Origin of the sequence: Xanthomarina gelatinilytica, assembly GCF_000348685.1 — a bacterium.
Lineage (GTDB): Bacteria > Bacteroidota > Bacteroidia > Flavobacteriales > Flavobacteriaceae > Xanthomarina > Xanthomarina gelatinilytica.
Map to the genome: position 1 here is coordinate 148,476 of NZ_ANLA01000013.1, position 13,539 is coordinate 162,014.

Annotated in this window: 14 protein-coding genes and 1 tRNA gene; 14 read left to right on the plus strand and 1 reads right to left on the minus strand. The window is 35.5% G+C overall.

Annotated features, from left to right (window positions below; genetic code table 11):
- The first annotated feature begins 86 nt into the window (after nucleotides 1-86).
- The 3 genes from D778_RS08650 to D778_RS08660 are packed head-to-tail and all read left to right on the plus strand — an operon-like array spanning nucleotide 87 to nucleotide 3,707.
- Complete coding sequence (locus tag D778_RS08650) at nucleotides 87-1,514, plus strand: serine hydrolase domain-containing protein (RefSeq protein WP_155949927.1); 1,428 nt, start codon at nucleotides 87-89, stop codon at nucleotides 1,512-1,514.
- A gap of 2 nt (nucleotides 1,515-1,516) precedes the next feature.
- On the plus strand, nucleotides 1,517-1,888 hold the full coding sequence (locus D778_RS08655; RefSeq protein WP_007649737.1) for a BlaI/MecI/CopY family transcriptional regulator: 372 nt from the start codon (nucleotides 1,517-1,519) through the stop codon (nucleotides 1,886-1,888).
- Nucleotides 1,889-1,892: 4 nt separating this feature from the next.
- Complete coding sequence (locus D778_RS08660) at nucleotides 1,893-3,707, plus strand: M56 family metallopeptidase (RefSeq protein ID WP_155949928.1); 1,815 nt, start codon at nucleotides 1,893-1,895, stop codon at nucleotides 3,705-3,707.
- A 67-nt stretch (nucleotides 3,708-3,774) separates the two neighbouring features.
- Here the strand turns inward: D778_RS08660 and D778_RS08665 are convergent, their stop codons facing one another.
- Nucleotides 3,775-5,724, minus strand: a complete 1,950-nt coding sequence (locus D778_RS08665; RefSeq protein ID WP_007649739.1) for an endonuclease — start codon at nucleotides 5,722-5,724, stop codon at nucleotides 3,775-3,777.
- A 118-nt stretch (nucleotides 5,725-5,842) separates the two neighbouring features.
- Between D778_RS08665 and D778_RS08670 the strand changes: the two genes are divergently transcribed.
- From D778_RS08670 to D778_RS08720, 11 genes are all read left to right on the plus strand, one after another.
- A complete protein-coding gene (locus D778_RS08670; RefSeq protein WP_040491925.1) occupies nucleotides 5,843-5,995 on the plus strand; it encodes a hypothetical protein in 153 nt (50 codons plus the stop codon).
- 56 nt (nucleotides 5,996-6,051) lie between these two features.
- Nucleotides 6,052-6,125, plus strand: a tRNA-Arg gene (locus D778_RS08675).
- 233 nt (nucleotides 6,126-6,358) lie between these two features.
- The gene (locus D778_RS08680; protein WP_007649745.1) at nucleotides 6,359-6,880 is read left to right on the plus strand and encodes a DUF488 domain-containing protein; all 522 of its coding nucleotides are present in this window, start codon (nucleotides 6,359-6,361) and stop codon (nucleotides 6,878-6,880) included.
- 328 nt (nucleotides 6,881-7,208) lie between these two features.
- Nucleotides 7,209-8,021 (plus strand): SDR family oxidoreductase, encoded by an 813-nt coding sequence (locus D778_RS08685; protein WP_007649747.1) that lies wholly within the window; start codon nucleotides 7,209-7,211, stop codon nucleotides 8,019-8,021.
- Between the two features lie 59 nt (nucleotides 8,022-8,080).
- A complete protein-coding gene (locus tag D778_RS08690) occupies nucleotides 8,081-8,899 on the plus strand; it encodes a universal stress protein (protein ID WP_007649748.1) in 819 nt (272 codons plus the stop codon).
- An 85-nt stretch (nucleotides 8,900-8,984) separates the two neighbouring features.
- Complete coding sequence (locus tag D778_RS08695) at nucleotides 8,985-9,623, plus strand: HdeD family acid-resistance protein (RefSeq protein WP_007649749.1); 639 nt, start codon at nucleotides 8,985-8,987, stop codon at nucleotides 9,621-9,623.
- 133 nt (nucleotides 9,624-9,756) lie between these two features.
- Nucleotides 9,757-11,271 carry a catalase gene (locus D778_RS08700; RefSeq protein WP_007649750.1) on the plus strand — a complete coding sequence of 505 codons (1,515 nt, stop codon included), beginning with the start codon at nucleotides 9,757-9,759 and terminating at the stop codon, nucleotides 11,269-11,271.
- A 232-nt stretch (nucleotides 11,272-11,503) separates the two neighbouring features.
- Nucleotides 11,504-11,872 carry a YceI family protein gene (locus tag D778_RS08705; protein ID WP_007649751.1) on the plus strand — a complete coding sequence of 123 codons (369 nt, stop codon included), beginning with the start codon at nucleotides 11,504-11,506 and terminating at the stop codon, nucleotides 11,870-11,872.
- Between the two features lie 15 nt (nucleotides 11,873-11,887).
- Nucleotides 11,888-12,223, plus strand: a complete 336-nt coding sequence (locus D778_RS08710; protein WP_007649752.1) for a nuclear transport factor 2 family protein — start codon at nucleotides 11,888-11,890, stop codon at nucleotides 12,221-12,223.
- A gap of 57 nt (nucleotides 12,224-12,280) precedes the next feature.
- Nucleotides 12,281-13,207 carry a ClpXP adapter SpxH family protein gene (locus tag D778_RS08715; RefSeq protein ID WP_040491928.1) on the plus strand — a complete coding sequence of 309 codons (927 nt, stop codon included), beginning with the start codon at nucleotides 12,281-12,283 and terminating at the stop codon, nucleotides 13,205-13,207.
- A gap of 18 nt (nucleotides 13,208-13,225) precedes the next feature.
- On the plus strand, nucleotides 13,226-13,534 hold the full coding sequence (locus D778_RS08720; protein WP_007649755.1) for a hypothetical protein: 309 nt from the start codon (nucleotides 13,226-13,228) through the stop codon (nucleotides 13,532-13,534).
- Nucleotides 13,535-13,539: the final 5 nt, after the last annotated feature.

Below are 13,539 nucleotides of genomic sequence, written 5' to 3' on the forward strand. Positions count from 1 at the left end.
AATTTCGTTAAATAACTATATCAATAGTTGTATAACTATAAAAATAGTTATAAGTTTGGAACATCAATCAAAAATCATATCTTATTATGAAATCATATACAGTTATACTTCTTTTATCTTTAATGTTAATAGGTTGCAAAAACAAAGAAAACAAACAGGAATTAGCAAATAAGGAAGACTCCGCAGAACTATCAAAAAACATAGAAGCTGTTGTTCAAGACTATATAGACTTAGGAATTTTTTCAGGCATCATATTAGTTGCTGAAAAAGGAAACATACAATTTCATAAAGCCTATGGTTTAGCAAACAGGGAAACTAAAGCACCAAACACTATTAATACGCTATTTGATATTGGCTCCATGAATAAAACCTTCACCTCTATTGTAGTAAAACAATTGGTTGCAGAAGGCAAGCTTAATTTAGATGACAAGCTCACTCAATATATTCCTGGATTTAAAGATCCAAATGCCAATAAGATTACTATTAATCATTTACTCAACCATGAATCAGGCTTTGCAGATTATCACACTCGCAATTATTTTGATTTACCACTAAATGAGCGAAAACTTAATGCTATTGTTGAACGCGCTAAATCATACGACTTAAATTTTGAACCTGGAACAGAACAAGATTACTCAAACTTAGGCTATGTTATATTAGGTGCTGTCATTGAAAAAGTATCTGGCAAATCCTATTTTGATAATGTAAACGAACGCATCGTTAAACCTCTAAATTTAAAAAACACCTATTTAAATGACTTTAGTGGTTTAGAAAATAGGATTGCTCATGGTTATTATTACACACCACTTGGCGAATTGGATGAATCTGCTCCTTTGCAAGATATTCCAAATCCTGATGGTGGGTTTTTATCAACCACTGAAGACATCATGACATTTTACAGATCTTATTATTATGATGATTTGCTTTTGAGTGAAGAAGCAAAATCTAACGATTCTTTTTTCAACTATTTAAAAGAGTTACCTGATGGTAAAGCAACAGGATCAGCTGGTGGTTTTGAAGGTTTTAATACAGCGCTTTATCAAGTTGTAAGCAACGACTTCACAATTATTGTATTTGCCAATATGGATGAACCAGTAGCAGAACATATAGCATTGGATATTTTAGCTTTAACAAGAGGAGAAACACCAAATAAACCTCAAGCACCAGCCATACAAAATGTTAGAGAGGCTTTCAATAAAAATGGAGCTGATTTTGTAAAAGCAAATTTTGAAGAGCTCACTATAAACTTCCATCCTAAAGACCCAAAAGATATTATTATAAATGCTTTAGGCTACGCCTATTTATATGAAGCCAATGATGTTGACAAAGCGATTAAATTATTTAAGTTGAATACACAACTATTTCCTGACATAGCTAATTGTTGGGACAGTTATGGCGAAGCACTTGCAGAGTCAGGTAAGAAAGAGGAAGCTATTAAAGCTTATGAAAAAGCATTAACAATAAGACCAAATTTAGAATCAGCAAAAAACGCATTAAAAGACCTTAAAAAATAATCATGCAGAAACTCACAAACAAAGAAGAAGAAATCATGCACATTTTATGGAAGCTGGAAAAAGCTTTCGTAAAAGATGTTCTTGCAGAAATAAAAGATGACAAGCCACATTACAACACGCTTTCAACCATTATTAGAAACTTGGAAGAAAAAGGCTTTGTGGCATACAAAGCGTATGGAAAGACACATCAATATTACCCCTTAATCAGTAAGGAGGCATACAAAAAACGCTTTATGAGTACTGCCATTGAAAATTACTTTAACAGTTCTTATAAAAATGTGGTATCCTTTTTTGCCAAAGAAGAAAAAATTAGTGTCAAGGAACTTAAGGAAATTATAGCTTTAATTGAGAAAAACCCAAACCATAAAAAATAAAACCATGGAATATTTCATTAAAGCTTCAGCTGTTTTGTGCATATTTTATGTTTGTTACAAATGGTTTTTGGAAAAAGAAACATTTTTCAATGCCAACAGATGGTTTTTATTGTCTGGATTGGTAATGGCCAGTCTTTTACCTTTCATGGTTATTCCTGTGTATGTGGAATATATGCCTATGGCTTTTTCAGAAAATGTTTTGATGGTAGAAACCAACCCTCAAAACACAAGCAATCTATTTAACATTTCTAAAATCATTACATGGTTGTATGTTATGGGACTGGCATTTTTTTTAGGAAAATTGATTGTGGAATTCACCTCGTTATTTTCCTTGATAAGAACTCATAAACAGAAAAAAGAAAACGGTTTCACCTTTGTTGAGACTACTAACAACATGGCTCCCTTTTCATTCTTTAAGTGGATAGTATTCAACCCAAATCAATTTCGGGAAGAAGAATTATCACATATTATTTCCCATGAAAAAGCACATGCCAAGGAATATCATTCCATAGATGTTTTACTTGCCCAAATAAGCTGTGTGGTGTTCTGGTTTAATCCCATTTGTTGGCTGTACAAAAAAGAAATACAGCAAAACCAGGAATTTATAGCAGATTTTAAGGCTCAAAAACAATCCCAATGCAAAAAAAGCTATCAGCGTTTATTACTTAAAGCGTCCATCACAAATCATCCATTGGTTGTTACCAATAATTTTTATAATTCATTAATCAAAAAACGAATCGTTATGTTACACAAATCAAAATCAAACAGATCAAACACCTGGAAATTAGGCATCGTCCTTCCTCTATTGGCTTTATTTTTAATGAGCTTCAACACAAAAAAAGTGTTTGTAAATGCCACGCAAAATCACACTTTAAACACTTTAGACTACACAACCAAACCAACACAGGAAGTGGTTGTAATTACCAAGGATTTTACTGATTCCGACTTGGAAGAGATTAAAAATCAACTTTCAAAAAAAGGATTGATCTTAAAGTTTAAAGGCGTAAAACGCAATACCTCTGGAGAGATTATCGCCATAAAAATAGATGTGAAATCCAATAATTCCAGTGCCAAGTACAACCTAAATGGAGAAAAAGCCATTGCCCCTATTCAAATTAGTTTTGAAAAAAATGGCGATCATATTGCCATTGGCAATGCATCTTCAAACTCTATGGAACAAAAAATGGTTTTTATCTCCAAAGATGGCGAAATCACCGAAATAGATACCGAAAAGGACAGTGAAAATGTGTTTGTTTACAAAACAAAAGATGGCCTTGAAAAAGAAGTGGAATTAGATGTGGAACAAGATGGAAACGTAATGTTTATTAGCGATGACGCCAAAGTTAAAACCCTTAAAAAAGGCAATAGAACCATTGAGATAGTTACGCTTTCTGATGATGAGGATGTGATTGAATTTGAAACCGATGGGAGCTTAACAAGTAAAACCATCTGGGTTACAAAAGAAGATTCCGAAGTAAATTGGACCTCAGGTGAAAATGGCAACAAAGAGCGAACCTATAAAGTAAAAATAACAAGTTCTGATGAAGATGTGGACAACCTGAAAATTACCTCAGATGATCCAAGTGCGAATCAAAAAGTAAAGGTTTTGAAACTGAAAGAAAAAGAAGGTTTTTTTATTTCCAGTGACAACGGAACACCTCTTTTTATTCTTGATGGAAAAGAAATAACCAAAGATGAAATGGAAAAAATAAACCCAAATATCATTGCCCATGTAAATGTGTTAAAAGGCGATAAAGCCATAGAAGCTTATGGGGAAAAAGCCAAAGATGGTGTGGTTGAGATAACCACCAAAAAGTAAAACAAAAAATAAATGTATAAAAAAATCCCAAGCTTAGGTTTGGGATTTTTTTGTCTTCTCAATCAGTTTATTTTATCAAGACCTTTTTAACAACTGTTTTTCCTTCTGAAGCCATTTTCAATAGGTATAAGCCACTTGAAAAATCTAAATCAATATAAGTATTGCCCGAAATGTCTTTAGTCATTAATTGTCTGCCATCCACTGAAAATATCTCTATGGTTGTTTCTTGGACAATGCCACTAATATAGAGCTTACCTTGAGTTGGGTTTGGATAAACGCTAATTTTTAATTCTTGTGTCTGTTCTACGCTCAAATTCTGTTCCCAAGTTTCACCAACCATATTCCCCCAAATATATTCCACCAAATCCGGCTGATCTATAAAAGGGTTTCTGTTAAATTGCCAATTATAAATGACATTGTTCCTGTTCATCTCAAAATCGTCTGGAGGATCATTCCTATGCCAATCCAATAAGAGCTGTAAATCGCCAAATTGTCCTACCATGCCTTCTGGATAGCCATTAACAATTTCCAATCCGTTATATCGTACTGCCAAATAAAACACACCTCTAGCCACATCGCCTTTAAAACTACCTAGCGTTCCAGTTGGTCCATTATATTGTCCATAAAACTGATTGCCACGACTGCTGTTTTCAGGTCCATCAACGGCTCGAATACCATGTGCATCGGAATTGCCATGACGTAAGGAATCTGCTTTGGTTTCCCAAAACACATCCACACCATCGGCAATTTCATCTTCTTCAATACTGTAATATCCAGCTCGGGACCTGGGAAAGGTATGCTCCCTATTCCAAGTTCCTGTATTATCAGAAGTGACTTGAAAATCCAATTTTGGTCTTCCTTGTTCCAAATAAACCAACCATACCTGATTGCTGTTTGCTGGGTTTTGGTCTGCTTCTTTTAAAATATCAATAACATCGGCATAAGTTTGAGCCCTAACCACATTTGGATTGGCTACAATATCCTGCAATGCTTGACGCAAAGCCACATCGGATAACCCATCCAAACTACTGTAATAGTCATTGGGTTGTGTGCTGGAAACATTGCCATAAGTTGGATTTATAGGTGTCCCAAAAGGTGCAACCGTAAAATCGTTATCCACCACCCGAAGCTTTAAAAAATTGTTGTACGGAATGTATGGCCACTGTAAACTTGAAAACTTTACAAGTGCTTCTTCATCACCTTCATCAATTGTATCGTCAATTAAAGTAATAGTGGTAGTCACCGAATTTTGTCCAGTTGGAATGGTAAGTGTGGTGTTTCCCGTAAAATCGGATGTATTGAACCCAAAATAATCCAAAGTAATGCTAAACACAACATCTGAGGTCACGTTTTGTTGAGCTGTAAACACGATATCAAAAACGTCGCCTTCGTTATATTGTGATTGGGATGTACTTATGGAAATAGCATTATAAACCTCTCCACTCCCATCGTTTAACAATCTTGGAGTTGGTGTTCCCACAAAATAGCTGCCGTCGTTATTTCGCTGTATGGAGTTGGTATTGTTGCCTGGACCTTCGTTTATTTGTTCGGAAACGCCCAAAAGCGCCATAAGTTCGGTATCATCAGAATCGTTAGTTCCGTAAACCAAGGCATCTATTAAATTTGCCTGTGTGGCTAAGGTGCCTTCAGGAAAATCTGTGTCGTCCCCAGTGTAAAGAGCCACAGCATCTGCTCCATTTTGAATGACATTGGCTGCAATAAGCAATTGCGGAAAAGGAGTTACAGTATCGCTTCCAATTAAAAGAAGTCCATTATTATCTGTGGTATATCCATCTAAATCGATGGTAAAATAACTGGAGTCTGCTCCGGAAGTAGACCCGTTAAAAAACACAAGCACATAACCATCCAATGAGGCATTTGGGGCATCAGATTTTAATTCAACAAATTCTTGATCGTCAATTCCAGGGGTATCACAATCCAGTTCGTTAATGACCACTTGTGCATAGGTTAGGTGTGAAAAACACAGGAATCCTAGTAAAGTAATTAATTGTTTCATGTAGGGAAAATTTTAGCAAATGTAAAGAACTCTTTGCCCATATATTGTTTTCTAAATTATTAATTGGTTAATTTTAACATTTTTAGGATAAAAAATAGGAATGTATCTTTGTACCATTATGAAAAAGAAATTCTTTAAACTTTTAGCAAAACTGAATAAAATCTTACTTCCAAGTTTCACGAAACAAGGTTTGGATTTAAGCAAAGCAAGCAAATTCCAGATGGCCATTTTTGGCTGGAAATTATATGTGACCAAAAACGCATTGGATTAATTCAAGTTTTTTTTGAGGTTTAACTAAAAAAGGAATATATTTGCATCCTCAAAAACGGCCTCGTGGCGCAACTGAATAGCGCATCTGATTACGGCTCAGAAGGTTACAGGTTTGAATCCTGTCGAGGTCACTAAAAACCAATTCCTAAGAAAAAACGCCAAGTTCCTTGAGCGTTTTTTTTGTTGCATTGTTTTCATAAGGTAACTTTCCAACTAGGACTTCATTTAATCTTGAAATCTTCTTGAAAAAATGCACATTTGTTCTATCCAATTGCTACAGCTCTTTTAATCTCGTTTTAACAAGACTTTAGTTTTAATTAATTCCTTTCCATTACAACTATTCGTAAATTTGGTAAAAAGCGACATGGAAAAAGACAAAACCATATGGACCATAGGGCATTCTACCAGAACAGAGAAAGAATTCATTAACATGCTTAAAGCCTTTAAAATTGAACAATTGGTAGATGTTAGGCAATTTCCGGGATCCAGGAAATTTCCTCATTTCAATAAAGAAGTATTGGAAGTTACATTAAAAGAACACGATATAAGTTACAAGCATTTGTTGACTTTGGGAGGACGAAGAAAAGCGAATCCAGAATCGAAAAACACAGCGTGGAAACATCCAGCCTTTAGAGCTTATGCCGATTATATGGACACCGAAAAATTTAAAACAGGACTTAAAGAACTTGAAAATTTGGCAAGTAAAAACCGAACTGCCATCATGTGTTCTGAAGCTGTTTGGTGGCGTTGCCATCGTTCCATGATTTCCGATGCCTTAAAAGCCAACAAGTGGGAAGTGCTGCACATCATGGCACTAGATAAAGAAACCGAACACCCGTATACCCAACCTGCAAAAATAACAAACGGTCAATTAAGTTACCATTGAGCAAATTATTGTTTCCTTTTAGCTTTGATGGACTTAAAATGTGGGCTGTCAATTAACCCTTAATTATTTCTTTTAAAAAAACACCCCTTTAAATTACCAGAGTTCCTAAAGGGCTTTTTTTGTTAGCTTATCTTAATTAAAAGTCTTAAATTGTAAGAGTTTCCTGAATGTGATCAATTATATCAAAATGGATCTATTAAGACATGTAATAATTGTAACTAAAAACCCAAATGGATCTGTTTGTAAAAATTACAATCCCAACATAAGAAATCACGTAAAACGAAACCAGAAAATCCTAATAAGGGAGTAACCCTCAAAAAAATATGCAATGAATATCCAAAAAAAACAAATAGTAATTACAGGAGGCGCTGGAGGCATTGGCCAAGCTTGCGCAAGGGCTTTTAAAAAACACCCTTTGGTTATAACGGATTATTCGCAAGACAAGGTTAATGAAACCGTTGAAAATCTATCAAAAGAAGGATTTGATGTTTCCGGGATTGTCTGTGACATCACCTCTAAAAAAGACATAGAAAAACTCATCCAATTCGTTTCAAACAAGGGCGAATTTAAAGCATTGATACATACGGCTGGTGTAAGTGGAACCGTTAAGGATCTAAAAAAAGTATACACCATAGATTTAGTGGCGACAGAACTTTTAGTGGATGCCTTTTACAAGCTTGCCATAAAGGATTCGGTAGCTGTTTTATTAGCTTCCATGATGGCACATACTGTGCCTCCCAACGAAATATATGATGATGCCCTTGTAAATCCACAAGCATCAGATTCATTTGATATTGTAAGCAAATTTGTGAACAATGATTCAGACGTGATGTATAACTTTGTCAAACGAGGTGTACAACTATTAACAATTAAAAACGCTAATAAATGGGGAGAAAAAGGTGCGAGAATTGTATCTGTTTCTCCAGGAGTCATTGAAACGCCCATGGCTTTAAAAGCTGCACAAGAACATCCAAAACGCATGGAGAAAATCAAACAAGCCACTCCTTTAAAAAGAAATGGCCAACCAGAAGACGTTGCAGATGTTATTTACTTTCTAACTAGCAATGCTGCACGTTTTATTACAAGTACAGATATTTTGGTGGATGGAGGCGTTGTTCACAACATTAAAAAAATGACTTAAGTTCATTAATATAAATCAAATCTTAAATACTAATTAAATAAAAATCAAAACATAGTACCATGAAAAACATAATCATACCTGTTGATTTTTCACAACAATCAGAATTTGCACTACAAACTGGTGCCATATTAGCTAAAAAACACGATGCAACCCTACATGTATTGCACATGCTGGAATTGTCTGATGCTTTAATTTCCATTTCCAGCAATGAAAGCAAAAATGAAATGTTGTTTATGCTTTCATTGGCCAAAAAAAAATTTGAAACCTTTTTGGATAAGCAATATTTAGAAGGCATAAATGTCATTCCTGTAATAAAAAAACATAAAGTTTATAAAGAAGTTGACGCTGTAGCCAAAGAATTAAATGCAGACTTAATTATTATGGGTTCACAAGGCATAACGCTTCAAGATGGTATTTTTGCAGGATCCAATGCTGAGAAAATGGTTCGAAACAGCAGCACACCTGTACTAATTGTTAAAACCGAACCTAAAGATTTCGACCTCAACAACGTGGTATTGGCAACAGACATGAGTTTAGAAAGCGTAAACGCTTATAAGAAAGCAAGCCAATTGCTCTCAAAATTAGGAAGCAAGGTACATCCTGTATATGTCAACAGACCTAACAATGGTTTCTTGAGCTCCAAAGAGTTCAAAAGAAAAGCAGAAGAATTTAAAATGGCTGGTGGATCGAATAAAGTAGACTTCATAGCTGGATATACTATTGAAGATGGCGTGATTCAATATGCAGACGAAACAAACGCTGATGCCTTGGTTGTGATAACAAATGCCAGAAAAGGTTTAAATCATTTAATCAAAGGCAGTATTTCTGAAAATCTTGCAAACCATTCAAGACGTCCTGTACTAACTTTTAAACTGTAATCAAGAACCAGTTTCTTCTTTTATTTAAAGAATAGGAAAAGGTTCACATATCATAACCAAATTAACAAGTATTAAAATAACAACCATGGAAACAACATTTTTTAAATCTATTAAAGAAGCTATCAAACATTGGTATATACCTGTATTGGTAGGATTATTTTTTGTTATTGTTAGCGTCATTGTGTTTTTATCGCCAGCCGGTTCATTATTGACCTTATCCATTCTTTTTGCGCTTTCATTTTTATTTGGTGGCTTGTCGGAAATAATCTTTTCAATATCCAACAGGCATCAATTGGAAAATTGGGGTTGGTCCTTGGCATTCGGCATCATTACATTTATTGTTGGTACATCTTTGTTAATCCATCCTGCCCTATCCATTAGTGTGCTGGCTTTTTATATAGGTTTTATCATTTTATTTCGTTCGGTTGCCGCCATTAGCTTTGCTTTGGATATAAAAAAATATGGCAGTAAAAATTGGGGTGTTTTATTGGCTCTTGGTATTCTAGGGATTGTTTTTTCATTCATACTTATTTGGAATCCCATATTTGCAGGTATGAGTGTTGTTGTTTTAGTGGCATTAAGCTTTTTGTTCACGGGACTGTTTAGTATATACTTAGGTCTACAGTTACGACAAATCCACAAATCGTCTAAATCCATTTCAGCAGAACTAAAAGCCCGTTATGATGACCTTATGGATGAGATTCGGGACGAATGGGACGACTAAAAAAAATGAAAACTAAAGATATCAGTTCAGCAAGTTTTTAAAGCTTTCTGTGAAAAATCAACCTAAAATATCACATATTATAAGCTAAAAGTAACAGAACCTTACATTCATTATTAATTAAAACCAACTTAAAATGAAAGACGAAAAACCAAAACTCACAAGACAAACTGGAGCACCAGTTGGAGATAATCAAAACGTACAAACTGCTGGCCCACGAGGTCCTCTATTGATGCAAGATGCCTGGTTTCTGGAAAAAATGGCAAATTTTGATCGTGAAGTCATTCCTGAAAGACGTATGCACGCTAAAGGATCTGGAGCCTTTGGTACATTTACTGTTACGCATGACATTACCAAATACACCAAAGCCAAAATTTTTAGCGGAGTGGGCAAAAAGACCGAAATGTTCAGTCGGTTTTCCACCGTTGCAGGCGAAAGAGGAGCAGCAGATGCCGAAAGGGATATTCGTGGATTTGCGTTAAAGTTTTATACAGAAGAAGGCATCTGGGATTTGGTAGGAAACAATACGCCTGTATTTTTCTTTCGCGATCCTATGAAATTTCCAGATTTGAATCGTGCTGTAAAACGCGACCCTAAAACCAACTTACGAAGTGCCAATAACAACTGGGATTTTTGGACCTTGCTACCGGAATCGTTACACCAAGTGACTATTACCATGAGTGATCGTGGTATTCCAAAAGGTTACCGACATATGCACGGATTTGGAAGTCACACCTTTAGTTTTATCAATAAAGATAATGTAAGACATTGGGTAAAGTTTCATTTTGTATCACAACAAGGCATTGAAAACCTGTCTGATGAAGAAGCTATGAAAATAGTTGGGATGGATAGAGAATCATCACAAAGGGATCTTTTTGATGCTATTGAAAGAAAGGAGTACCCTAAATGGAAAATGTACGTACAAGTGATGACTGAAGAAGAAGCAAAGACCTACCGTTTTCATCCTTTCGATTTAACCAAAGTATGGTCTAAAAAGGATTTCCCGTTAATTCCTGTTGGAGAGTTTGAACTGAACAGAAATCCGGAAAACTATTTTCAAGATGTGGAGCAAGCGGCTTTTAATCCATTAAATGTTGTGCCTGGTATTGGCTTTTCTCCAGATAAAATGTTGCAAGGACGCTTGTTTTCTTATGGCGATGCACAACGTTATCGATTGGGTGTAAACCACTATCAAATTCCTGTGAATAAACCAACCTGTCCATACCATTCCAATCATAGGGATGGCACCATGCGTGTAGATGGTAACCATGGTGGCACTTTACATTACAACCCAAACAGTTACGGCGAATGGCAAGAGCAACCAGATACAAAAGAACCACCTTTGGAATTGGACGGAACGGCTTATGCACATAATTTTAGGGATGATGATGAAGATTACTTTACACAACCAGGCGATTTGTTCCGTATTATCAAAGCCGATGGTAAAGATCAATTATTGTTTGATAATACTGCTGCTCAAGTTGGTGGCGCAGAGAAATTTATTCAAATCCGACATATCAGGAACTGCTTTAAAGCCGATCCAGAATATGGAGAAGGTGTGGCAAAAGCACTAGGTTTAACAATGGATGAAGTTAATAACTTCGATATGACACCTTATAATAAATGGGCACCAAGACCAAGTAATGGATAGACTCGTAGAATTTTGTCTATAATGACTGATATCGTTTAAATATCACTGGTAAAGCCGTAAATTACTTTTTTCCTGATTTTGTTAGTCAATTTAGATTTTAAATGGAAGCAGGAACTGCTACATGATTATTAAGTACTAGTACTAACAAAAATAAATCTAAAATGAAGAAGAAGTTTTTTAATGCGAAAATGTATCAATTTTACCAGCAGCCTTTAACGGAAAAATCGATGCATTGTTCTGTGAAAACAAAGCCGATATTTTTGGCAACTACAAAGAAGAAAACAATACCATAACGGTTACCCTAGGTGAGGAAAGCGACAACACCATCTCCTTGATGAACCTTGCTGCCATAAAAACATTTTTAAACGGTGGCGACGTGTATTTATTATATGGTGAATTGACCATTAAGAACGTTACCAAGGATGTAATTTTCAACGTGCATTATGGTGGAACCGCCAAGAACCAACAAGGTGAAAAATTGGGTATGAAGGCCGAAACAACCATCAATAGATTTGATTATGATATTGATTGCGACCCAACGGCTGCTGGGATTGGGAAAGAGGTGAATATTGTGGTCCACCTTCAATTCGCAAAACAATAATTTAAAACTAAACACATGAAAAATTCAGCAAAAACAGTAGTGGAAAATATGTTCGCTGCATTTAGCAGTGGTGATGCCGATAAATTTGTAGCAACCGTTTCTGACGATACGGTTTGGATTTATCATGGGACACAAATTATCCCGAAAGGACGGTTTGAGAAAAAGGAAGGTGTAAGGGCTTTTTATAATAATATTATGGAAAGAACCGAAATCATCCATTTTGAACCGCTTCAATATATCGTTGAAGACAATATGGTTGTGGTCTTAGGACGCGAACATCAAAAAGTGAAACGATCTGGAAGGGAACTAAAAAAGATTGGGCCCAGATTTCTACCGTTGAAAACAATTTGATTACAAAAATGGAAGAATTTGCAACTTCGGAAGAGGTGACTAAATAAATCTAAAATCATGAATAACGAAACAACAAATAATAATCCGCTTATATGCGATATAGAAACTGGGATGTGTGAGACAACAGATGAAACAACCAATACGTCATCTAAGAACACAGTACAATCCGCAAATAAAACAGTAAAACTCATTTATTATACCGATCCCATTTGTTCATCGTGTTGGGGAATTGAACCACAATTGCGTAAACTAAAATTGGAATATGGTAATGCCATAGATATGGAGTATAGAATGGGAGGTTTATTGCCCGATTGGAGTTACAATAGTGGAGGCATTGGCAAACCATCAGATGTGGCTAGCCATTGGGACGAAGTAAGTCTGCATTACGATATGCCTATTGATGGCGACCTGTGGCTGGAAGACCCTTTGGATTCCTCCTATCCACCATCCATAGCGTTTAAGGCAGCACAATATCAAGACCAAAACAAAGCCCAATTGTTTATGCGGAAAATAAGGGAAATGGTTTTCTTGAAAAAGAAAAATATAGCCAAATGGGAACACTTGGAAACTGCAGCAAGGAAGGTTGGTCTTAATGTGGAACAATTAAAAACCGATTTTGAGGGTAAAGCAAAAGAAGCCTTTGCAGAAGATTTAAAATTAGGAAAGAAATTAGGCGTCAGAGGATTCCCAACAATTTTCTTTATAGACCAAGCTGGCCATACCGAAACCGTTTATGGCACTAGACCTTATGCGTTTTACGAAATGGCGATTTTAAAATTGAACCCTAACGCGACAAAAAGTGAATATAGCAAAAACTGGGAAACCTTGTTTTCTACTTATCCATCGCTTACTGCAAAAGAATATGCTGAATTATCTGGAACACCACGAAACGAAAGTGAAGTAATTTTGAATGACCTTTCAACAAAAGGATGCTTAAGTAAAATAACCACAAAAAATGGCGCAATGTGGAAGATTAAAAAATAAACTTTTAAAACTTTAAACATGGGAAAATATACAAGTCTATCCGAAGCCATCAATGATCTTACAAAAAAAGGCTACACTTATAATTTCAACATAAAAGAAGATTGTATAGAATGTGCCGAAAACCAAAATCAATTGCAACCTGAAGAGTTCCTTATAGATGAAAAACATCGGTTTCAGGAAATGTCTGATGTGGATAATGAAAGTGTTTTATATGCCATTTCATCAAAAGATGGCAAATTAAAAGGCCTGTTGGTAAATGCCTATGGTATTTATGCCGATTATGCATCGTTTAAATTGGTTCAGAAACTCAATAGACCAGAAAAATAATTTTA

What these genes read in the sequence shown, in the direction of transcription:
- D778_RS08685 (WP_007649747.1), top strand. Translation starts at nt 7,209, where the DNA reads ATGAATATCCAAAAAAAACAAATAGTAATTACAGGAGGCGCTGGAGGC.
- D778_RS08680 (WP_007649745.1), top strand. Translation starts at nt 6,359, where the DNA reads ATGGAAAAAGACAAAACCATATGGACCATAGGGCATTCTACCAGAACA.
- D778_RS08690 (WP_007649748.1), top strand. Translation starts at nt 8,081, where the DNA reads ATGAAAAACATAATCATACCTGTTGATTTTTCACAACAATCAGAATTT.
- D778_RS08650 (WP_155949927.1), top strand. Translation starts at nt 87, where the DNA reads ATGAAATCATATACAGTTATACTTCTTTTATCTTTAATGTTAATAGGT.
- D778_RS08720 (WP_007649755.1), top strand. Translation starts at nt 13,226, where the DNA reads ATGGGAAAATATACAAGTCTATCCGAAGCCATCAATGATCTTACAAAA.
- D778_RS08660 (WP_155949928.1), top strand. Translation starts at nt 1,893, where the DNA reads ATGGAATATTTCATTAAAGCTTCAGCTGTTTTGTGCATATTTTATGTT.
- D778_RS08700 (WP_007649750.1), top strand. Translation starts at nt 9,757, where the DNA reads ATGAAAGACGAAAAACCAAAACTCACAAGACAAACTGGAGCACCAGTT.
- D778_RS08665 (WP_007649739.1), bottom strand. Translation starts at nt 5,724, where the DNA reads ATGAAACAATTAATTACTTTACTAGGATTCCTGTGTTTTTCACACCTA.
- D778_RS08695 (WP_007649749.1), top strand. Translation starts at nt 8,985, where the DNA reads ATGGAAACAACATTTTTTAAATCTATTAAAGAAGCTATCAAACATTGG.
- D778_RS08710 (WP_007649752.1), top strand. Translation starts at nt 11,888, where the DNA reads ATGAAAAATTCAGCAAAAACAGTAGTGGAAAATATGTTCGCTGCATTT.
- D778_RS08715 (WP_040491928.1), top strand. Translation starts at nt 12,281, where the DNA reads ATGAATAACGAAACAACAAATAATAATCCGCTTATATGCGATATAGAA.
- D778_RS08655 (WP_007649737.1), top strand. Translation starts at nt 1,517, where the DNA reads ATGCAGAAACTCACAAACAAAGAAGAAGAAATCATGCACATTTTATGG.
- D778_RS08670 (WP_040491925.1), top strand. Translation starts at nt 5,843, where the DNA reads ATGAAAAAGAAATTCTTTAAACTTTTAGCAAAACTGAATAAAATCTTA.